This window comes from Stenotrophomonas sp. 109824_Sma (assembly GCF_056480025.1).
Genome location: NZ_CM151078.1, coordinates 4,622,274 through 4,642,764, shown reverse-complemented (window position 1 = coordinate 4,642,764; position 20,491 = coordinate 4,622,274). Strand labels below are relative to the sequence as shown.

The following is a 20,491-nucleotide window of genomic DNA, read 5'->3' as shown; positions in this document are numbered from 1 at the left end:
GCCCGACCATGCAGGAACTGATCCCGATCACCCTCTTCATCTGCATCGCCTACGCGATCCACGCCATTGCCGATGCGCGCGCGCGCAGCAAGCTGGTGGCCCCGCACGTGCCGGAGGAAGTGATCCGCTCGCTGGCGGTGCTGGAAGAAGAGCGCCGCCGCCAGGGCGCGCTGCGCTGGGGCATCAGCCTGGTCTGCCTGGCCCTGGCCATGGCCCTGCTGGAAGCCATCGGTGCCCGTGACCTGACCTTCGGCGCCGCCGCCGCGCTGGTCGGCAGTGCTGGCCTGGGCCAGCTGCTGGCCTGGCACTTCACCCGCCCCGCCGCACGCAAGGGCTGAGCCGGCGCATGCCACGGGCACAGGGGGCGCCCCGCAGATGAGCCTGCTCGGCGAAGCATTGTCGGCACTGCGGGGCCGTCGCCGCCACGATGCATCAGCGGCGGCACCGCCCGCCGAGCCGCTGGACGCGGACCAGGCCCTGGTGCGGGCCATCATCGATGGTTCGCAGGCGGCGTTTTCGCGGCTAGTGGAGACCCACCAGCGCACCTGCGCGCATGTGATCGGACGCATGGTCGGCGACCGCGACCAGGTCGCCGACCTGCTGCAGGAGACCTTCCTGGCCGTGTTCCGCCAGCTGCACCGGTTCCGCTTCGAATCCTCGCTGCGCACCTGGGTTTCCCGGGTGGCCTACACCACCGCGCTGCAGCACCTGCGCCGGCGGCGGCTGGAGGCGCAATGGATGGTGGCGGTGGAGGTGCCGGAGGAGCTGGGGATCGGCGATGAAGGCCCCGGGCCCGCCGAGTTGAGCGAGGCGCTGCAGGCCGGGCGCCAGCTCGGCGCGGCGCTGGAGCGACTGAGCGCACCGCAGCGCCTGATCGTCGGCCTGCATTACCTGGAGGATTTCGACCTGGCCGAGATCGAACAGGTGACCGGGCTGGCACGCGGTACCATCAAGAGCCACCTGCACCGCGCGCGCCAGGTCCTGAAGCAGGAACTGACGCGGCATGCCACCGCCGGAGAGCTGCTGTGAACCCACCGACCGACCCTCGCGATGCGGAAAAGCGCGCGCTGGCACAGGCGCTGCGTGAACAGGCACGGCACGAAGACACGCTGGATGTAAGCGAGGCGCTGCAGAAGCGCATTGCCGCTGAGTCGCGCGACGGTGGCGTGGGCTATGTGGTGGTGCAGGTGCTGTTGTTTGGCGCGCTGCTGGCTGCCGCGGCCTGGTATTTCTGGCACTGAGGCGCCCTCCGGGGGGGGGGCCTGGTCGATGCTGACCTTGGTCGGCGTCTGGGCGTGTGTGCCAACCCAGGTTGGCAGCTACCAGAACGGCTGACCCCTGCGACAAAGTGAAGCAGCGCGTCACCCGGTCGCATCCCATCTTAACGAAATCCTCCTAAAGTGGTCCGGTATCCCACCGGTCGCAGGCAGGAGGCGTCCCTTGGACGCGTTGTTGTTGTCCCGGATCCAGTTCGGATTCGTCATCAGTTTCCACGTGCTGTTCCCCGCCTTCACCATTGGCACGGCCAGCTGGCTGGCCTTCATCGAATGGCGCTGGCTGCGCACGAAGTTGCCCGTGTGGCGCGAGCTGTATTTCTTCTGGCAGAAGATCTTCGCCGTGTCGTTCGGTATGGGCGTGGTCAGCGGCATCGTCATGGCCTTCCAGTTCGGCACCAACTGGCCGCGGCTGAGCGAGGTGGCCGGCACGGTCATCGGCCCGCTGCTGACCTATGAAGTGCTGACCGCGTTCTTCCTCGAAGCCAGCTTCCTCGGCGTGATGATGTTCGGCTGGGGCCGGGTTTCGCCGCGCCTGCATTTCCTGTCCACCTGCATGGTGGCGCTGGGCACGCTGTTCTCCACGTTCTGGATCCTGTCGTCGAACAGCTGGCTGCATACGCCGGCCGGCTACGAGATGGTCAACGGCATCGTGCATCCGGTGGACTGGTGGCAGGTGGTGTTCAATCCCTCGTTCCCGTACCGCCTGGCGCACATGGCGCTGGGCTCGTTCATCACCACCTGTTTCGTGATTGGTGGCGTGGGCGCGTGGTACCTGCGCAAGGGTACGCATGTGGAAGCGGGCCGACGCATGTTGGTCGCGGCGGTGGCGTTCGCCGCACTGACCGTGCCGGTGCAGATCTTCGTCGGCGACATGCATGGCCTGAACACGCTCAAGCACCAGCCGATGAAGATCGCGGCGATGGAAGCGCACTGGCATGCAACCAGGGAAGGCGAGGGCGTGCCGCTGGTGGTGTTCGCACTGCCCAATGAAAAGGAAGAGCGCAACGATTTCGAAGTGGCCATCCCGAAGCTGGGCAGCGTGATCCTCACCCACTCGCTGGATGGCACCTTCGATCCGCTCACCTCGGTACCGGCCAGCGAACGGCCGCCGGTGACGCCGGTGTTCTTCGCCTTCCGCATCATGGTCGGGCTGGGCACGCTGATGCTGTTGCTGGCCTGGGTCTCGGCCTTCCAGCTGTGGCGCAGGAGGCTGCTGGATTCACCGTGGCTGCTGCGGGGCTGGAACTGGATGCTGCCGAGTGGCTTCATCGCGCTGCTGTCGGGGTGGTTCGTCACCGAGATGGGGCGCCAGCCGTGGGTGGTGTACGGCGTGCTGCGCACCGCCGATGCGGTCGGCCCGCAGAGCGCGTGGATGACCGCACTGTCGCTGGGCGTCTACGTGGTCGGCTACGCCTTCGTGTTCGGCTGGGGCATCTGGTACCTGGTGAAGATCCTGCGCCACGGGCCGCAGCCGTATGCCGAGGGGCCGTCGCTGGACCATGGCAGCCACACTCCGGCACGCCCGCTGTCGGCGGCCGACGAACCGCTGGAGGACCGCTGACATGGACCTGATGACCTGGCTGCCGGTGGCGTGGTTCGCGGTGATCGGCTTCGGCGTGCTGATGTACGTGGTGCTGGACGGCTTCGTGCTCGGCATCGGCATCCTTGCCCCGTTCGCCGAGGACGAGCAACAGCTGGACTTGATGATGAACACCGCCGCGCCGATCTGGGACGGCAACGAGACCTGGCTGGTGCTCGGTGGCGCCGGCCTGCTGGCGGCCTTCCCCAAGGCCTATGCGGTGCTGCTGTCGGCGCTGTACCTGCCGGTGCTGCTGCTGGTGGTGGCGCTGGTGTTCCGCGGCGTGGCGTTCGAGTTCCGCTTCAAGGCACATCGGTCGCGCCGGCTGTGGAGCGTGGCGTTCGGGCTCGGTTCGTTGCTGGCGACTTTCGCCCAGGGCGTGATCCTGGGCACGCTGGTGCAAGGCATCCCGCTGGTGGACGGTACCTACCAGGGCGGTGCGTTCGCCTGGTTCAGCCCGTTCGCGATGCTGACCGGTGCCGCGCTGGTGGCCGGCTATGCGCTGCTGGGCAGCACCTGGCTGATCCTGAAGACGGAAGGGCGCGTGCAGGCGCTGGCGCGGCAGATGACGCGGCCGCTGGTGGTGGCGGTGATCGCGGCGATGGGCCTTGTGAGCAGCTGGCTGCCGTTCCTCGATTCGCGGTTGATGGACCGCTGGTTCAGCGACGGCAACTTCTGGTGGCTGTCGCCGGTGCCGCTGCTGACTTTGGCGGTGGCTGCCGCGCTGTGGCGCAGCGCGACCCATCCGCGCCGCGACCTGCCGCCGTTCCTGCTCAGCCTGGCCCTGTTCGTGCTCGGCTTCCTCGGCCTGGTGCTGGGCATGTGGCCGTACCTGCTGCCGCCGTCGATGACGCTGTGGCAGGCCGCCGCGCCGGCCTCCTCGCTGGGCTTCACCCTGGTCGGGCTGGTCGTTCTGCTGCCGGTCATCCTCGGCTACACGGCATGGTCGTACCGGGTGTTCCGCGGCAAGGTGCACGCCGACACCGGTTACCACTGATCGATTGAATGCGGGGCCTGCCGGTACCGGGTCCCGCGTTGGGGAATGTGAAACCTGCACACCCCGTGCAGGACGTGCTAGCGTGCGCTCCTTTCCGGCGGCCAGGGGGGCAGCCGGCGACGTCCTGGACGGACGCACGGCTGCAGGAATGGGGGGCCGCCGCGCGTCGCCGTAATGGCTCGTGCCTATCGTTCTCCCGTTGAAGCACCATCGCTAAATGATCGAATTCTCCATCGTCGACTGGGCTGCCTGGGCGCCCGGCCTGAGCGAGCGTAGCCAGTGGCTGGGCTGGGCCGATGCGCCGTATCCGCCACAGGGCGAAGACACGCCGGCGCTGGCCGAGATACCGGCCATGCAGCGCCGCCGCATCGAGCGGCTGGGCCGGATGGCGATCCAGGCTGCCTGCTGGTGCGAGGATGGGCAGGGCGCTGACAGCCAGGTGCCGCTGGTGTTCGCCAGCCGCCATGGCGACGTGGCCCGATCGATGGATCTGCTGGGGGCGCTGGTCGGCGAGCAGCCCCTGTCGCCGACCGGATTCGGCCTGTCGGTGCACAACGCGATCGCGGCGCTGTACTCGATCGCCCGCGGCCACCGCGGCAACTACCTGGCGCTGGCGGCCGGCCAGGCCACGGTCGAGACCGCCTGCCTGGAGGCGGCCGGGCTGTTGGTCGATGGTGCCCGCGAAGTGCGGGTGGTGGTCTATGAATCGCCACTTCCTGAAATTTACGCGACGTTCGCCGACGAACCGGACCCGTTCTTTGCCTGGTGCTGGCGCTTGACCGCGCCGACGCCGGGCCGGCCGACCCTCTCGCTGCAGTGGGAGGCGGCGCCGCATGCCGCGGCCACAGCACCGGGTACGCTGCCGCACGCGCTGGACCTGCACCGCTTCCTGCTGTCCGGCGCGCCGGCGCTGGAGCACGTGGCTCAGGGCCAGCGCTGGCGCTGGGGGCGCCGTGGCTGAGGCGCTGCGCCGCCTCGATCATGCCTGGCGGGTGTTCGGCACCGGCCTGAGCTTTGCCGCATTTGGCGTGGGTGGCCTGCTGCTGGGCGTGCTGGTGATGCCGGTGCTGCTGATGATGCGCGACCCGGTGGTCCGCCGTCGACGGGCCCGCCGCGTGGTCCAGGTCGCCTTTGCCAGCCACCTGCGCCTGATGCGTGCGCTGGGGGTGATGACCTACCAGATCGAAGGCGGGGAACGCCTGCAGCGCGACGGTTTGCTGGTTCTGGCCAATCACCCGACCCTGATCGACGTGGTCTGCCTGATCTCGCTGCTGCCCAACGCCGATTGCGTGGTGAAGCGGGCGGTGGCCTGCAACCCGTTCATGCGCGGCCCGGTGCGGGCGGCCGGCTACATCGCCAACGATGACGGGGCGGGCCTGGTCGACGACTGCGTGGCGGCGGTGCATGCCGGCGGTACCCTGGTGATCTTCCCGGAGGGCACCCGCAGCGTGCCGGGCCAGCCGCCGCGGCTGCAGCGCGGGGCTGCCAACATTGCCGTCCGCGGCCGGCTGGACATCACCCCGGTGCGGATCACCTGCACCCCGCCCACGTTGACCAAGGGACAGAAGTGGTATCGTGTCCCCTCACGTCGCTTTCACGTTCGGCTGCAGATCGGCGAAGATATCCCGATCGCGCCCTTCCTGGCCGATGACGACTCGCCAAGGGGGGATGCCTTGGCAGCACGCCGCGTCACCGAGCACCTTTCTCGTTATTTCGACCTGTCTGGAGATCCGCCCCGTGCAAGCACTTGAGCACGAGATCAAGGAATTGATCATTTCCTCCCTTTCGCTGGAGGACATCACGCCGGAGGACATCGATCCGACCGCGCCGCTGTTCGTCGAGGGCCTCGGCCTGGATTCGATCGACGCGCTGGAGCTGGGCCTGGCGCTGCAGAAGAAGTACGGTGTCAGCCTCTCGGCCGATTCGGAAGAAACCCGTCGCCATTTCTCCAGCGTGCGCGCGCTCGGCGAGTTCGTCGCCGCCCGCCAGTCGTAACGGCGCCAGGAATTGCCATGACCAAGAATGAACTGTTCGAACGCATCGTCAGCATCCTGACCGACAGCTTCGAGATCGAAACCGCCCGGATCACCCCCGAGGCCCGCCTGTACGACGACCTGGACATCGACAGCATCGATGCGGTCGACCTGATCGTGCAGCTCAAGCCGCTGCTCGGCCGCAATCTGCAGCCGGAAGCGTTCAAGGCCGTGCGCACCGTGCAGGACATCGTCGATGTCGTGCATGGACTGCTGCCGGACCAGGCAGCCGCCTGACCGCAGCGCCGGCGGCTTCGCCATGGCTCGCGCACGTACCGTCGTGGTGGCAGCGATTTCGCTTGCCTACCCGCTGCTGGTGTACCTGGCAATGGGCCGTTTCGAGCCGCGCTGGCTGTCGCTGCTGCTGTTCACCCTGGCCCTGCTGCGTGCGCTGAGCACGCGACAGCCACTGTGGTGGGCCGCCGCCGCTGGCACCGGCCTGCTGGCGGTGCTGGCCACCGTGCTCAACCAGGCCCTGCCGCTGAAGCTGTACCCGGCGTTGGTCAACGCGGTGATGCTGGCGGTGTTCGGCACCAGCCTGCGCTTCGGGCCGCCGCTGGTGGAGCGCCTGGCGCGGCTGCAGGAGCCGGACCTGCCCCCGTTCGCGGTGGCCTATACCCGCCGCGTCACCCAGGTGTGGTGCGGCTTTTTCGTTCTCAACGGCAGCCTGGCCCTGCTGACCGCGCTGTACGCGTCGGACCGGGTCTGGATGCTCTACAACGGATTGTTGGCGTACGTAATGATGGGCGTGTTGTTCGCAGGTGAGTGGCTGGTGCGGCGGCGGGTGAAGGCGGCACACGCGCATGGCTGAGTGGATTGCCCTGGACCGGCTGCTGCTGGAGGCACGGCCGCAGCGCGGCGTCGGCCTCTGCGACGGCGAGGTGATCGACCACGCCGGCTTCCGCCAGCGCGTGCTGGGTTGGCGCGCCGCCTTTGCGGCGGCCGAAGGCCGCGACTGGGCCCTGTACTTCGATGATGCCGTGGCCTTCGCCGCGGCGCTGTTCGGTGCCTGGCATGCCGGCAAGCGGGTGTTCCTGGCCGCCGACAACCTGCCGGCCACGCTGCTGGCACTGCAGCCGCAGGTGAGCGGTTTCGCGGGTGATGTCAGCGCCGATTACCGCCCGCTGGTGGCACAGGACGCCGCGATGGGCGATGAACTGCAGGCGCTGGACGAGCGCGCCTGCGAACTGTGCGTGTTCACCTCCGGCAGCACCGGCGAGCCCAGTGCGATCAGCAAGCGCCTGGACCAGCTGGCGCGCGAGGTGGAGGCGCTGCAGGCCGCATTCGGTGCGCAGATGGAGGGTGTGCAGGTTCATGGCACGGTGTCCCACCAGCACATCTACGGGCTGCTGTTCCGCGTGCTGTGGCCGCTGGCCGCCGGTCGCCTGATCCATCCGCGCCGGTTCTTCCACGAAGACCTGGTGGGGGCGCTGGCCGGTACCGATACAGTGCTGGTGGCGACGCCGGCCCACCTCAAGCGCCTGCCCGGGCAGCTCGACTGGGCCAGCCTGCATGGCCGCCTGCGCGCGGTGTTCTCCTCCGGTGGCCCGCTGCCGGAAGACGCGGCGCGGCAGGTGCGGCAGTGGCTGGGCGTGGCCCCGACCGAGGTCTACGGCAGCAGCGAAACCGGCGGCATCGCCTGGCGCCGCTGGGACACCGACCTGCCACCGTGGCAGCCGTTGCCGGGCGTGCAGTGGCGGATCGACGATGGCTGCCTGGCGGTGGCCTCGGCGCATCTGGAAACCACCGACTGGTGGCGTACCCAGGACCGCGTTGAAGCCCTGGCCGATGGCCGCTTCCGCCTGCTGGGCCGCGCCGACCGCATCGTCAAGATCGAAGAACGCCGCGTGTCGCTGGACGCGCTGGAACGCGCGCTGCGCGAAGACGCCGAAGTGGATGACGCGCGCGTGCTGGTGCTGCCCGGGCAGCGCGAGCAGCTGGCTGCCGTGGTGGTGCCGGCCGATCCGGCGCTGCTGGACGCGGGCGACGCCGCGCGTCGTGCGCTGGGCCAACGCCTCGGCGCACGCCTGGCGCATGCGCATGACGCCGTGACCCGGCCGCGTCGTTGGCGCCTGGTGCAGGCGTTGCCGATCAACGCGCAGGGCAAGGTGACCCAGGCCGCCCTGGCAGCGCTGTTCCAACCGCTGATGCCGGTGCCGGCATGGGACCGCCGCGATGCCGTCAGCGCCACGCTGCGCATGACCCTGGACCCGGCGCTGCGGCCGTTCCAGGGCCACTTCCCGCAGGCGGCGATCCTGCCCGGCGTGGCGCAGCTGGACTGGGCGGTGCGTTTCGGCCGCCAGGCGTTTGCGATGCCGGCAGCGTTCCTGCGCATGGACGCAGTGAAGTTCCAGCACGTGGCCCGCCCGGGCGATGAGCTGACCCTGCAGCTGGACTGGGATGCCGCACGCAACGTGCTGGCTTTCCGCTACACCTCCAGCCATGGCGTGCATGCCAGCGGCAAGGTGGTTTTCGCTGATGCGGACTGACCCGGCCGTTGCCGGTGCCGCGTTCGCGCCACTGGTGGTGATTCCCGTCTACGACCACGAGCATGCCATCGCGGCGGTGGTCGACGGCGTGCAGGCCGCCGGCCTGCCGTGCCTGCTGGTCGACGATGGTTCGCGGGTCTCCTGCGCGGCGGTGCTGCGTTCGCTGGCACAGCGCCAGGGCGTCGACCTGCTGCGCCTGGATATCAACCAGGGCAAGGGCGGGGCGATGCTGGCCGGTTTCGCCGAGGCGGCCGCGCGTGGTTACAGCCACGTGCTGCAGATCGATGCCGATGGCCAGCACGACACCCGCGATCTGCCACGCTTCATCGAAGCGGCGCGCGTGCATCCGGATGCGGTGATCTGCGGTATCCCGGCCTACGACGCCAGCGTGCCGAAGGCGCGTCTGTACGGCCGCTACGCCACCCACATCTGGGTCTGGATCAACACGCTGTCGCTGCACCTGCGCGACACCATGTGCGGCTTCCGCGTGTATCCGCTGCCGCCGGTACTGCGCCTGATCGGCGAGGAAACCATCGGCCGGCGCATGGATTTCGATACCGAAGTGATGGTGCGCCTGTACTGGCGGCAGCTGCCGGTCGAGCACCTGGCCACGCGCGTGACCTATCCATCCGATGGCGTGTCGCACTTCGATGTGTGGCGCGACAACGTGCGCATCAGCCGCATGCATACCCGCCTGTTCTTCGGCATGCTCTGGCGCGCACCGCGCCTGTTGTGGCGCCGCCTGCGGGGGCAGCGCTGAGATGGCGGCCGCGCAGGGTGCCCCGCACTGGGCCGACATCGGCGAATCGACGTCGGTGGCCGGCGTGCTGTTCCTGTGCTGGGTGCACCGCTGGTTCGGGCGCTGGCCGTTCCGCCTGTGCGTGTGGCCGGTGGTGGCCTGCCATTGGCTGGGCAACCGCGTCGGCCGCCAGGCCTCGATGCAGTACCTGCAGCGGCTGCAGGCATACAGCGGCGTGCTCGGCCGCACGCCGACCCGGCGTGACAGCCTGCGCCACTTCTTCGCCTTCGCCGACACGATGCTGGACAAGATCCTCGGCCTGGGCGGGCGCTATCCGGCCGAACGCATCCACCTGCATCGCGACCTGGTGCTGGAGAAGATCGCGCGCCGCGAAGGCGGGCTGATCCTCACTGCGCACATCGGCTGCCTGGAGCTGTGCCAGGTACTGGCCGAACAGGTGCCGGGCTTCCGCATCACCGTGCTGGTGCATACCGCGCACGCGCAGCGCTTCAACCGCCTGCTGCAGCGGCTGGACCCGCTGGCGGCGGTGGAGCTGGTGCAGGTGACCGAAATGGGGCCGGCCACCGCGGTGATGCTGGCCGAGCGCGTGGCGGCGGGTGGCTTCGTCGCCATCGTCGGCGACCGTACACCGGTGCAGGGCGGCCGCAGCGTCACCGCCGATTTCCTTGGCCACCGCGCCCCGTTCCCGATCGGCGCCTATGTGCTCGCCGCCGCGCTCGGTTGCCCGGTCTACACCATGGCCTGCCTGCACCAGGGCGAGGGCTACCGCGTGGCATTCGAACAGTTTGCCGAACGCATCGTGCTGCCGCGTGGCTCGCGCGACGCCGCGCTGGCCGAACAGGCTCAGCGCTTCGCGCGTTGGCTGGAACTCCAGGTCATCCAGTCCCCGTTGGACTGGTTCAATTTCTTCCCCTTCTGGGATCAGGCTCCGCATGACGACTGACGCCGTACCCGTGTGCCGCTTTGGCGATGCACCGTTGACCATTGAAGACGTGGTTGCCCTGGCCCAGCGCCAGTGCGAGGCCGCACTGAGCGACGCGCCGGCGTTCCGCGCACACATCCAGCGCGGTGCCGACTTCCTCGACCGCCTGCTGCGCGAGGACGGCGTGATCTACGGTGTGACCACCGGCTACGGCGACTCGTGCACGGTGAACATCCCGCCGGCGCTGGTGGCGGAACTGCCGCACCACCTGTACACCTACCACGGCTGCGGCCTGGGCCGTTACCTGGACCCGGTCGAGACCCGCGCGGTGCTGGCCGCGCGCCTGGCGTCGCTGGTGCGCGGCATGTCCGGTGTCAGCGTGCCGCTGCTGGAGGGCCTGGCCACGCTGCTGCAGCACGACGTGCTGCCGATGATTCCGGCCGAAGGCTCGGTCGGTGCCAGTGGTGACCTGACGCCGCTGTCGTACGTGGCGGCGGTGCTGTGCGGCGAGCGCGAGGTGCTGCACGACGGTCGCGTGCAGCCGGCGGCGGAGGTGCTGGCGAAGATCGGCATGACCCCGCTGAAGCTGCGGCCGAAGGAAGGCCTGGCGATCATGAACGGCACCGCGGTGATGACCGGCCTGGCCTGCCTGGCCTGGCAGCGCGCCGATTACCTGGCGCGCATGGCCACGCGCCTGACCGCGTTCAACGTGCTGGCCAGCGACGGCAACGCGCACCACTTCGACGAAACTCTGTTCGCGGCCAAGCCGCACCCGGGCCAGGGCCGCATCGCCGCGCGCCTGCGCAGCGACCTGCACAGCGAGCGTCCGCCGCGCAATGAACAGCGCCTGCAGGACCGCTATTCGCTGCGCTGCGCGCCGCATGTGATCGGCGTGCTGGAGGACAGCCTGCCGTTCCTGCGCCAGCTGATCGAAACCGAACTGAACAGCGCCAACGACAACCCGCTGATCGATGCCGACGGCGAGCGCATCCTGCATGGCGGCCACTTCTACGGTGGCCACATCGCGCTGGCGATGGACACCCTGAAGAACACCGTGGCCAACGTTGCCGACCTGCTTGACCGGCAGCTGGCGCTGGTGGTCGATGCCCGCTACAACCATGGCCTGCCGGCCAACCTGTCGGCGGCCACCGGCCCGCGCGCGGCCATCAACCATGGCCTGAAGGCGCTGCAGATCAGTGTGTCTGCCTGGACCGCCGAAGCGCTGAAGCAGACCATGCCGGCCAGCGTGTTCTCGCGTTCCACCGAGTGCCACAACCAGGACAAGGTCAGCATGGGCACCATCGCCGCGCGCGACTGCCTGCGCGTGATCGAGCTGACTGAACAGGTGGTGGCCGCGATGCTGATCGCTGCCCGCCAGGGCCTGGCCCTGCGCGAACGGGTTGGCCTGAACGCGCAGCTGCATGGCAGTCTGGCCGACATGTACGCCGACCTGGGGCAGCGCATCGCCCTGGTTGAAGAAGACCGCGCGCTGGATCGCGAACTGCGGGAATTGCTGGTGGAGATCCGCGCGCAACGTTGGGAGCTGTATGCCGGTGAATGAGGCCATCGAACGGGTCGGCGAGATTGCGCTGACCCCCGCCTTCCATGACTGCGATCCGATGAACGTGGTCTGGCATGGCAACTACTTCAAGTACTTCGAGATCGCGCGCTGCGCGCTGCTCGGGCGCTACGACTACGACTACCCGCAGATGCTCGAATCGGGCTACCTGTGGCCGGTGGTCGATGCCCGGGTGAAGTACGTGCGCCCGCTGCTGTTCAACCAGGCGCTGCGCGTGATCGCGCGCATCGTGGAATGGGAGAACCGGCTGAAGATCGAGTACGAAATCGTCGATGCGCAGAGCGGCCAGGTGCTGACCCGCGCGATGACCATCCAGGTCGCGGTGGACGCGGCCAGCAAGGAAATGCTGTACCAGTGCCCGCCGGTACTGTGGGAACGCCTGGGAGTGCCTGCGCCGTGAACATGCTTGCCCGTCTTCCGAGCGTGCTGCTGTGCGCGCTGATGCTCGTTGCCGCACCGCAGGTGCAGGCGGCCGACCCCGCCATCGATGCGATCACCCAGGCGGTGGCGCGGCCGGACGTGCTGCGCGGCCAGTTCAGCCAGGAAAAGCAGGTCAGCGGCTTCAAGAACCCGCTGCGCTCGCAGGGCCAGTTCGTGGTCGCGCGCCAGCACGGCGTGATCTGGACCACGCTCAAGCCGTTCCCCTCCGAAGTGGTGGTCACCGCCGACCGCATCCTCAGCCGCCAGCGCGATGGCAGCACCCGTGTCGAGCTGGATGCACGGCAGCAGCCGGCGATGCGTTCGGTGAACGCGATCATGTTCGCGCTGATGAGTGGCGACGTGCAGGCGCTGTCCAGCCAGTTCAACGTGGCGGCCAGCCGTGAAGGGCAGGGCTGGCGGCTGCGGCTGACGCCGAAGTCGGCGATGCTGGCCAAGGCCTTCCAGTCGCTGACCCTGCAGGGTGACCGCTACGTGCGCCAGGTCGAGATCGTCGAGGCCAACAAGGACCGCACGCAGATCCAGTTCAGCGCGTTGAGCGAGGCGCCGGCCACGCTCAATGCCGACGAGGCCCGCCGCTTTGAGTGAGGTCGTGGCATCGAACGCACCGGACCGGTTGCGGCGCTGGTGGCACTGGCTGGGCATCGCCTGGCTGCTGGTGCTGCTGGTGATGGGCGCGCAGCAGTGGCGCTTGTGGAGCCAGGAATCGCGGATCGACACCGATATCCTCGCCCTGCTGCCGCAGGATGCGCATGACCGCCTGTTGAGTGATGTCACCCGGCGCATCGCCGACGGCAGTTCGCGCCAGGTGGTGGTGCTGCTGGGGAGCAAGGACGGCGCCGCCGCCAAGCGCGCGCAGGCAGCCTTCGCTGCGGCCATGGCTCAGGACGCCGACCATGCATTGCTGGTGCCCAGTGGTTCGATTGAAGGCTGGTTCGACGAGGCGCGGGCGTTCTACGCGCCGTACCGCGACCGCCTGCTGACGCCGGCCCAGCGCGAGCAGTTGCAGGGCAGCGAACCGGGCGCGTTGGCCGAGCAGGCGTTGGCCGCGCTGTACGGCCCGATGGGCGCGCCGCGCCTGACCGACTGGCGGCAAGACCCGCTGTCGCTGTGGCCGCAATGGTGGCAGCAGCAGGCGCAGGGGTCGGGGCTGCGGCTGGGCGATGATGGCCTGCTCGAAGCCGAGGGCAAGCATTGGGCGGCGCTGCAGTTCGATACGCCGGGGTCGGCGTTCCAGCTTGACGGTGAGCGCCATCTCGATGGCCTGCTGGAACGTGCCGGGCAGGCTGCCAGGGCGGCAGCACCGGAGATGGAAATCCTGCATGCCGGCGTGCCGCTGCACGCCGAGGCGGCCGCGGTGCAGGCCAACCAGGAGATCAACACCATCGGCTGGGGCTCGCTGGCCGCGGTGCTGCTGCTGGTGTGGCTGGCGTTCCGTTCGCTGCGGCCGATCCTGCTGGTTGCCGCGTCGTTGCTGATCGGCTGTGGCGTGGCGCTGGCGGTGACCGTGCTGGTGTTCGGCAAGGTGCACGTGCTGACCCTGGTGTTCGGTGCGTCGCTGGTGGGCGTGGCCGAGGATTACGGCATCCACTGGTTCGCTTCGCGCCAGGCCGAGCCGGCCGATCGCCGCTGGAAGCTGCTGCGGCACCTGCTGCCGGGCCTGTGGCTGGCCCTGCTGACCAGCGCGCTGGCCTATCTGGCGCTGGGCCTGGCCCCGTTCCCGGGCCTGCGCCAGATGGCATTGTTCTCGGTGGTCGGCCTGGCCGCTGCTTTCCTCACGGTGATCTTCTGGTTCCCGTGGCTGGATGGCGGTGAGATCCGCCAGACCCGTTTCTCGCAGTGGCTGGGCAACACGCTGGAACGCTTCCCGCGTCTGCATGGCCGTCGCCCGGTGACGGTGTTCGTGCTGATTGCCCTGGCGTTCTCCGCCATCGGCATCGCCCGCCTGCACAGCAACGACGACCTGCGCAGCCTGCAGTCCTCGCCGCCGGCGTTGATGGCGCAGCAGATCCGCCTGAGCCAGCTGCTGGGCATGCCCAGCCCGGCGCAGTTCTACCTGGTGCAGGGCAGTGACGCTGCCCAGCTGCTGCAGCGCGAAGAAGCGCTGACCGAACGCCTGCGTGCGCTCGCCCACGACCAGCGCATTGGTGGCTACCGCGCGATCAGCGACTGGCTGCCGTCGCCGGCACGCCAGCAGGCCGATGCCGCGCTGACCGCGAAGGTGGAACCGGGCGTGCTGGATGCGGTATCCGATGCGGTCGGCGAACCGCTGCCGCGCCCGGACTTCGCCGCTACGCCGCTGACCGCGGAGGCGTTCCTGGCCTCCCCGGCCTCGCAGCCGTTCCGCCACCTGTGGGTGGGCGAGGTCGGCGGGCAGATGATCAGCGTGGTGATGGTCGATGACCTGTCGCGCGCTGATGCGCTGGCCACCCTGCGCGGGGCGGCCGAAGGCCTGCCGGGTGTGCGCTGGGTGGACCGCACCGCCGACTTCTCGCAGCTGCTGGGCCACTACCGCAAGCTGATGGGTGGGTTGCTGCTGGTCGGCATCGTGCTGGTGTTCGGCGCGCTGTGGCTGCGCTACCGCCGCCAGGCCTGGCGCGTGTTCGCGCCGACGCTGATTGCCGGTGCGCTGACCCTGGGCCTGCTGGGCCTGTTCGGCCAGCCACTGCAGCTGTTCAACGTGCTGGCACTGATGCTGCTGCTGGGCATGGGCATCGACTACGGCATCTTCCTGATTGAGCACCGCGGCGATGCCAGTGCCTGGCTGGCGGTGTGCGTGGGCGCGGCCAGCACCTGGTTGTCGTTCGGCCTGCTGGGACTGTCGCAGACCCCGGCGCTGCGCGCGTTCGGCCTGACCCTGCTGTTCGGCATCGGCCTGGTCTGGCTGATCTCGCCGCTGTTCCGGCCGCCGCCGCACGATCTGCCGCCGGCCTGAGCCTGTTTTCCGACTTCCTTCTTTCCACTTGATCGAGCAACAAGGACGCACCGATGAATACTGCTGTGGATGCTGTCGAACGTACTGAAATCCTGATCATCGGTGCCGGCCCGGCCGGCTCCGTGGCTGCGGCGATGCTGCGCCAGCAGGGCCGCCAGGTGCTGATGCTGGAGCGCCAGCAGTTCCCGCGTTTCTCCATCGGTGAAAGCCTGCTGCCGCAGAGCATGGAGTACATCGAGGCTGCCGGCCTGTTGCAGGACGTGGTCGAAGCGGGCTTCCAGCACAAGAACGGCGCGGCCTTCGTGCATGGCGAGGCGCGCACCGCGTTCGACTTCAGGAAGAAGTTCTCGCCGGGTTGGGGCACGACCTACCAGGTGCAGCGCGCCGACTTCGACAATGTGCTGGCGCGCGGCGCCGAACGCATGGGCACCACGCTGCGCTTCGGTGATGAAGTGCTGTCGGTCGAAGCGGGCGAGCAGCCGGCGGTGACCGTGCGCCGCCCGGACGGCAGCGAGTACCGCATCGAGGCCGATTTCATCCTCGATGCATCCGGTTTCGCGCGCCTGCTGCCGCGCCTGCTGCAGCTGGAATCGCCGTCCAACTTCCCGGTGCGCGGGGCGATCTTCTGCCACGTGCGCGACAACATTCCGGCTGAAGCGGACTTCGACCGCAACAAGATCCTGATCACCACCCATCCCGAGCACATCGACGTCTGGTATTGGACGATCCCGTTCTCCAACGGCTGCTGCTCGCTGGGCGTGGTCGCCGAGCCGTCGTTCTTCGAACGCTACGAGGGCGACGACCTGCAGAAGCTGCAGGCCATCGTCGGCGAGGACCCCAACCTGACCCGCCTGCTGGCCAACGCCGAATGGGCGGTGCTGCCGGTGCGCCGGATCACCGGTTACTCGGCCAATGTCAGTTCGCTGTGGGGCCCGGGCTACGCCCTGCTGGGCAATGCCGGCGAGTTCCTCGACCCGGTGTTCTCCTCCGGCGTCACCATCGCCTTCAAGTCCGCGCAGCTGGCGAGCGAGTGCCTGGCGCGCCGCTATGCCGGCGAAACCGTCGACTGGGAAACCGAGTTCTCGATCCCGCTGCGCGCCGGCGTGAAGACCTTCCGCCGCTTCGTCGAAAGCTGGTACGAAGGCGGTTTCCAGAAGATCATCTACCACCCGCAGCAGCAGCCTGAAGTGCGCGACATGATCAGCTCCATCCTGGCCGGCTACGCCTGGGACACCAACAACCCGTACGTGGCCGATGAAAGCGGCCGCCGCATGCGCGTGCTGGAGCAGCTGTGCAGCGCGTGATCGCCCGTACTGCAGCGCTGTTGCTGTGCCTGCTGCTGGCCGCCTGTGCCGGCCGCATGCCGAAGCCGCAGGTGGAACTGCCGCCGCTGCGCCTGTCGCCGGCCAGCCTGCCGGCGCCGCTGGCACTGCAGCAGCAGCTGCATTTCCGCTTCGGCACGCATGAGCGCGACCTGGATGCTCTGCTGGAAGCCGATGCGCAGCAGGTGCAGCTGGCGGTGCAGGCGATGGGCCAGACCGGCGTGCGCCTGCAATGGGACGGCCAGCAGTTGACCCAGCAGCGCGCGCCGTGGCTGCCGCCGCAGGTGCGTGCCGAGCGCGTGCTGGATGACCTGCAGTTCGCGCTGTGGCCGACCGCGGCCATTGCCGCCGCGTTGCCGGCGGGTTGGCAGGTCAGCGATGACGGCCATCAGCGCAGCCTGTCGCGCGACGGCACGGTGTGGCTGCAGCTGCAGCGCCTGGACGACGGCAGCGTGCAGCTGGACAACCGCGCCGAAGGCTACGCCCTGCGCATCGAATCGATCGACATGGCCGGGCCGGACCGATGAGCGCACCGATCTACCTGAACGACCTGGGCGTGGTCTGTGCGCTCGGCGATGGCCGCGCCGCTGTGACGTCGGCCATGTTCGCCGACGCGCCGGGCGGGCTCAGTGACAACGACAGCCTGTTGCCGGGACGCACCCTGGCGCTGGGAGAAGTGCGCACGCCACTGCCGACGCTGGATGACCTGCCGGTGGCCCTGCGCGGGCGCAACAACGCGCTGCTGGACGTGGCACTGGCACAGATCGCACCGGCCGTGGCCGCCGCGATCGCCCGCCATGGCGCCGAGCGCGTGGCGGTGGTGCTGGGTACCAGTACCTCGGGCATCGGTGAATCCGAGCAGGCCCTGCGCAGCCACGCCGAACAGGGCCAGTGGCCGCAGGGCTTCGACTACGCCCAGCAGGAAATGGGCACTGCCGCGCAGTTCGTGCGCCAGCGCAGTGGCGCACAGGGGCCTGCATGGACGCTGTCCACCGCCTGCTCGTCCAGCGCCAAGGCGCTGATGTCGGCGGCGCGCATGCTGCGCGCCGGCATCGTCGATGCGGTGATCGCCGGTGGCGCCGATTCGCTGTGCCGCTTCACCGTGGCCGGCTTCAGCGCGCTGGAATCGGTCTCGGCGCTGCGCTGCAATCCGTTCTCGCAGCATCGCGCCGGCATCAACATCGGCGAGGGCGCCGCGTTGTTCCTGCTCACCCGCGAACCCGGTCCGGTGTGCCTGGCCGGGTGGGGCGAATCGGCCGACGCGCACCACATGTCCGCCCCCGACCCGCAGGGGCTGGGCGCCATCGATGCCCTGCAGCAAGCGCTGCTGCGTGCCGGCTGGGCCGCCGACGAAGTGGACTACGTGAACCTGCATGGCACTGCTACCGGCCACAACGATGCGATGGAAAGCCTGGCGGTCTCGCAGGTGCTGGGCAACGGCGTGCCGGCCAGTTCAACCAAGCCGTTGACCGGCCATACGCTGGGCGCCTCGGGTGCGATCGAGGCGGCGCTGTGCTGGATCCTGCTGGCCGAGAACCCGCAGCAGCAGCTGCCGCCGCACTGGTGGGACGGCGTGGCCGATCCCGCATTGCCGGTGCTGCCGCTGGTGGCCCCGGCCACCCGCCTGGCACAGCCGCCGCGACGGGTGCTGAGCAATTCGTTCGCCTTCGGCGGCAGCAATGCCGTGCTGGCGCTGGAGCGTCGATGAACACGCTGTACGCGATCGAGGACGTGGTGCCGCACCGCCAGGACATGTGCCTGCTGGAGCGCATCACGCAGTGGGACCAGGACGCCATCGAGGCCGAACTGGTGGTGCCCGGGGCCGGGCTGTTCGTCGAGGATGGCCAGGTGCCGGCCTGGGTCGGCATCGAATACATGGCACAGGCCATCGCGGCCTGGGCCGGCTGCCGTGCACGCGCCGCCGGCAGGCCGCCGCAGCTGGGCTTCCTGCTCGGCAGCCGCCGCTACAGCAGCCTGCGCAGCAGCTTCCCCAGCGGTTCGCGGCTGCGCGTACAGGCGCGCTGCGAGCTGTTGGGTGACAATGGATTGGGGATGTTCGCCTGCCGCATCCTGGCAGGCGAGGAAGAATGGGCGACAGCCAACGTGTCGGTGTTCGAACCGACCGACGCGATGGCCTATCTGGAGAGTGGACAGGCATGACAGGGAATCGAAGCGTGCTGGTGACCGGCGCCAGCCGGGGCATCGGCCGGGCCATCGCGCTGCGCATCGCGCGCGACGGCTTCGACGTGGTGGTGCATTGCCGCAGCCGCGTGGAAGAGGCGCAGGCGGTGGTGGCCGAGATCCAGGCACTGGGCCAGCAGGCCCGCGTGCTGGTGTTCGACGTGGCCGACCGCGAGGCCGCACGCGCCGCGCTGGAGGCCGATGTCGACGCGCATGGCGCGTACTACGGGGTGGTCTGCAATGCCGGCATCGCCCGTGATGGCGCCTTCCCGGCGCTGTCGGCGGAGGATTGGGACCAGGTCATCCACACCAACCTGGATGGCTTCTACAACGTACTGCATCCGCTGATCATGCCGATGGTGCGGCGGCGCAAGCCCGGCCGCATCGTCACCCTGTCGTCGGTGTCCGGGCTGGCCGGCAACCGCGGGCAGGTCAACTACAGCGCCGCCAAGGCCGGCATCATCGGTGCCACCAAGGCGCTGGCGCTGGAACTGGCCAGCCGCCAGATCACCGTGAACTGCGTGGCCCCGGGCCTGATCGAGACCGAAATGCTCAACGACGAAGTGGTTGAACACGCGCTCAAGCTGATTCCCGCCGGCCGCGTCGGTCGTCCCGACGAAGTGGCGGCCACGGTGGCGTTCCTGCTGTCCGAACCGGCCGGCTACATCACCCGCCAGGTGATCTCGGTGAACGGGGGCATGCTCTGATGGCCGCCGATCGTCGCGTGGTGGTCACCGGTGCCGCCGCCATCAGTCCGCTCGGCCACGACTGGCCGACCATCGAGGCGCACCTGCGCAGCTGCCGCAATGCGGTGCGCGCGATGCCCGAGTGGGATGTCTATGCCGGGTTGAACACCAAGCTGGCCGCGCCGGCGCAGGACTTCGAGCTGCCGCCGAACTACAACCGCAAGACCACCCGCTCGATGGGCAAGGTCGCGATCATGTCGGTGCGCGCCACCGAAGTGGCGCTGCGCGAAGCCGGCCTGCACGAGCACCCGGTGCTGCGCAGTGGCCGTACCGGCGTGGCCTACGGCTCGTCCTCGGGCAGCCACGAGGCCACCGGTGAATTCGGGCGCATGCTCAACGAGTTCACCACCGAAGGCATCAGTGCCACCACCTACCTGAAGATGATGAGCCACACCGCGCCGGTCAACATCGGCGTGTTCTTCGGCCTGTCCGGGCGCGTCTACACCACCTCCAGCGCCTGCACGTCGGGCAGCCAGGGCGTGGGCGCGGCCTATGAGGCCATCCGCAGCGGCAAGCAGACGGTGATGGTGGCCGGCGGTGCCGAGCAGCTCGATGCCACCGCCGCGGCGGTGTTCGACACCCTGTTCGCCACCAGCGTGCGCAACGATGCGCCGCAGACCACCCCGCGCCCGTTCGACGCCGGCCGTGATGGCCTGGTGCTGGGCGAGGGCGCCTGCACGCTGATCCTGGAGGACCTGGAGCACGCGCAGGCGCGTGGCGCCACCATCCTGGCCGAGGTGGTCGGCTACGGCACCAACAGCGATGGCCAGCACGTCACCCAGCCCAGCGCCGACACCATGGCCCAGGCGATGCGCCTGGCGCTGGAGGATGCCGGCCTGGACGCGGCGCAGATCGACTACGTCAACGCCCACGGCACCGCTACCGACCACGGTGACATCGCCGAGACCCAGGCGACCGCGCAGGTGTTCGGCAACCGCGTGCCGATCAGCTCGCTGAAGAGCTACGTCGGCCACATGCTGGGTGCCTGTGGTGCGTTCGAGGCCTGGCTGAGCATCCAGATGATGCGCGCCGGCTGGTTCGCGCCGACCCTGAACCTGGCCGAGGTCGATCCGCGCTGCGGCCAGCTCGACTTCATCACCGGACAGGGCCGCGAACTGCAGGCCGAGTACGTGATGAGCAACAACTTCGCCTTCGGCGGCATCAACACCTCGCTGGTGTTCCGCCGCTGGAGCGAGTGATCCACCGCCCCACCGCACCGTTTCCGCTATCCAC

General features: G+C 69.0%; 23 protein-coding genes. All 23 read left to right on the top strand.

Annotated elements, in window-relative coordinates; genetic code table 11:
* The first annotated feature begins 8 nt into the window (after nucleotides 1-8).
* The 23 genes from ACZK1G_RS21775 (at nucleotide 9) to ACZK1G_RS21665 (ending at nucleotide 20,457) form a co-directional block, all read left to right on the top strand.
* Nucleotides 9-338, top strand: a complete 330-nt coding sequence (locus tag ACZK1G_RS21775) for a hypothetical protein (protein ID WP_005414880.1) — start codon at nucleotides 9-11, stop codon at nucleotides 336-338.
* Between the two features lie 37 nt (nucleotides 339-375).
* Nucleotides 376-1,029: an RNA polymerase sigma factor gene (locus ACZK1G_RS21770; RefSeq protein WP_049446986.1), complete on the top strand. Its 654-nt coding sequence runs from the start codon at nucleotides 376-378 to the stop codon at nucleotides 1,027-1,029.
* Nucleotides 1,026-1,241 (top strand): hypothetical protein, encoded by a 216-nt coding sequence (locus ACZK1G_RS21765; RefSeq protein ID WP_049446987.1) that lies wholly within the window; start codon nucleotides 1,026-1,028, stop codon nucleotides 1,239-1,241. The genes ACZK1G_RS21770 and ACZK1G_RS21765 overlap by 4 nt, the downstream gene beginning before the upstream one ends.
* A gap of 199 nt (nucleotides 1,242-1,440) precedes the next feature.
* Nucleotides 1,441-2,838 carry a cytochrome ubiquinol oxidase subunit I gene (locus ACZK1G_RS21760; protein WP_049446989.1) on the top strand — a complete coding sequence of 466 codons (1,398 nt, stop codon included), beginning with the start codon at nucleotides 1,441-1,443 and terminating at the stop codon, nucleotides 2,836-2,838.
* A 1-nt stretch (nucleotide 2,839) separates the two neighbouring features.
* Nucleotides 2,840-3,853, top strand: coding sequence for a cytochrome d ubiquinol oxidase subunit II (gene cydB / locus ACZK1G_RS21755; protein WP_014038939.1), 1,014 nt, complete (start codon nucleotides 2,840-2,842; stop codon nucleotides 3,851-3,853).
* A 217-nt stretch (nucleotides 3,854-4,070) separates the two neighbouring features.
* Entirely contained in the window at nucleotides 4,071-4,814 is a 744-nt protein-coding gene (locus ACZK1G_RS21750; protein ID WP_101766305.1) for a beta-ketoacyl synthase chain length factor, read from the top strand.
* A complete protein-coding gene (locus ACZK1G_RS21745; protein ID WP_101766304.1) occupies nucleotides 4,807-5,604 on the top strand; it encodes a lysophospholipid acyltransferase family protein in 798 nt (265 codons plus the stop codon). Before ACZK1G_RS21750 ends, ACZK1G_RS21745 begins: the two co-directional genes overlap by 8 nt.
* Nucleotides 5,591-5,848 (top strand): phosphopantetheine-binding protein, encoded by a 258-nt coding sequence (locus ACZK1G_RS21740; RefSeq protein ID WP_005411610.1) that lies wholly within the window; start codon nucleotides 5,591-5,593, stop codon nucleotides 5,846-5,848. Before ACZK1G_RS21745 ends, ACZK1G_RS21740 begins: the two co-directional genes overlap by 14 nt.
* A 17-nt stretch (nucleotides 5,849-5,865) precedes the next feature.
* A complete protein-coding gene (locus tag ACZK1G_RS21735) occupies nucleotides 5,866-6,123 on the top strand; it encodes an acyl carrier protein (protein WP_005411609.1) in 258 nt (85 codons plus the stop codon).
* A gap of 22 nt (nucleotides 6,124-6,145) precedes the next feature.
* Entirely contained in the window at nucleotides 6,146-6,697 is a 552-nt protein-coding gene (locus ACZK1G_RS21730; RefSeq protein ID WP_032954654.1) for a COG4648 family protein, read from the top strand.
* Entirely contained in the window at nucleotides 6,690-8,375 is a 1,686-nt protein-coding gene (locus ACZK1G_RS21725) for an ApeI family dehydratase (protein WP_101766303.1), read from the top strand. The genes ACZK1G_RS21730 and ACZK1G_RS21725 overlap by 8 nt, the downstream gene beginning before the upstream one ends.
* Nucleotides 8,365-9,135 carry a glycosyltransferase family 2 protein gene (locus tag ACZK1G_RS21720; protein WP_049446995.1) on the top strand — a complete coding sequence of 257 codons (771 nt, stop codon included), beginning with the start codon at nucleotides 8,365-8,367 and terminating at the stop codon, nucleotides 9,133-9,135. The genes ACZK1G_RS21725 and ACZK1G_RS21720 overlap by 11 nt, the downstream gene beginning before the upstream one ends.
* A 1-nt stretch (nucleotide 9,136) precedes the next feature.
* Nucleotides 9,137-10,078: an LpxL/LpxP family acyltransferase gene (locus ACZK1G_RS21715; RefSeq protein WP_014038933.1), complete on the top strand. Its 942-nt coding sequence runs from the start codon at nucleotides 9,137-9,139 to the stop codon at nucleotides 10,076-10,078.
* Nucleotides 10,068-11,618 (top strand): HAL/PAL/TAL family ammonia-lyase, encoded by a 1,551-nt coding sequence (locus ACZK1G_RS21710; RefSeq protein WP_032960620.1) that lies wholly within the window; start codon nucleotides 10,068-10,070, stop codon nucleotides 11,616-11,618. The genes ACZK1G_RS21715 and ACZK1G_RS21710 overlap by 11 nt, the downstream gene beginning before the upstream one ends.
* Nucleotides 11,605-12,036 (top strand): acyl-CoA thioesterase, encoded by a 432-nt coding sequence (locus ACZK1G_RS21705; RefSeq protein WP_014038931.1) that lies wholly within the window; start codon nucleotides 11,605-11,607, stop codon nucleotides 12,034-12,036. The genes ACZK1G_RS21710 and ACZK1G_RS21705 overlap by 14 nt, the downstream gene beginning before the upstream one ends.
* Nucleotides 12,037-12,038: 2 nt before the next feature.
* On the top strand, nucleotides 12,039-12,662 hold the full coding sequence (locus tag ACZK1G_RS21700) for a LolA family protein (protein WP_197621936.1): 624 nt from the start codon (nucleotides 12,039-12,041) through the stop codon (nucleotides 12,660-12,662).
* Nucleotides 12,634-15,009 carry an MMPL family transporter gene (locus ACZK1G_RS21695; RefSeq protein ID WP_101766301.1) on the top strand — a complete coding sequence of 792 codons (2,376 nt, stop codon included), beginning with the start codon at nucleotides 12,634-12,636 and terminating at the stop codon, nucleotides 15,007-15,009. Before ACZK1G_RS21700 ends, ACZK1G_RS21695 begins: the two co-directional genes overlap by 29 nt.
* A 53-nt stretch (nucleotides 15,010-15,062) precedes the next feature.
* The gene (locus ACZK1G_RS21690) at nucleotides 15,063-16,313 is read left to right on the top strand and encodes an NAD(P)/FAD-dependent oxidoreductase (protein WP_014038928.1); all 1,251 of its coding nucleotides are present in this window, start codon (nucleotides 15,063-15,065) and stop codon (nucleotides 16,311-16,313) included.
* Nucleotides 16,301-16,858, top strand: a complete 558-nt coding sequence (locus ACZK1G_RS21685; protein ID WP_014038927.1) for a DUF3261 domain-containing protein — start codon at nucleotides 16,301-16,303, stop codon at nucleotides 16,856-16,858. The genes ACZK1G_RS21690 and ACZK1G_RS21685 overlap by 13 nt, the downstream gene beginning before the upstream one ends.
* Nucleotides 16,855-18,039 carry a beta-ketoacyl-ACP synthase gene (locus tag ACZK1G_RS21680; RefSeq protein ID WP_101766300.1) on the top strand — a complete coding sequence of 395 codons (1,185 nt, stop codon included), beginning with the start codon at nucleotides 16,855-16,857 and terminating at the stop codon, nucleotides 18,037-18,039. Before ACZK1G_RS21685 ends, ACZK1G_RS21680 begins: the two co-directional genes overlap by 4 nt.
* A complete protein-coding gene (locus ACZK1G_RS21675; protein ID WP_101766299.1) occupies nucleotides 18,036-18,491 on the top strand; it encodes a hotdog family protein in 456 nt (151 codons plus the stop codon). Before ACZK1G_RS21680 ends, ACZK1G_RS21675 begins: the two co-directional genes overlap by 4 nt.
* Nucleotides 18,488-19,219, top strand: a complete 732-nt coding sequence (locus ACZK1G_RS21670) for a 3-ketoacyl-ACP reductase FabG2 (protein WP_014038924.1) — start codon at nucleotides 18,488-18,490, stop codon at nucleotides 19,217-19,219. The genes ACZK1G_RS21675 and ACZK1G_RS21670 overlap by 4 nt, the downstream gene beginning before the upstream one ends.
* Nucleotides 19,219-20,457: a beta-ketoacyl-ACP synthase gene (locus tag ACZK1G_RS21665; RefSeq protein WP_014038923.1), complete on the top strand. Its 1,239-nt coding sequence runs from the start codon at nucleotides 19,219-19,221 to the stop codon at nucleotides 20,455-20,457. The genes ACZK1G_RS21670 and ACZK1G_RS21665 overlap by 1 nt, the downstream gene beginning before the upstream one ends.
* The last annotated feature ends 34 nt before the right edge of the window (nucleotides 20,458-20,491 follow it).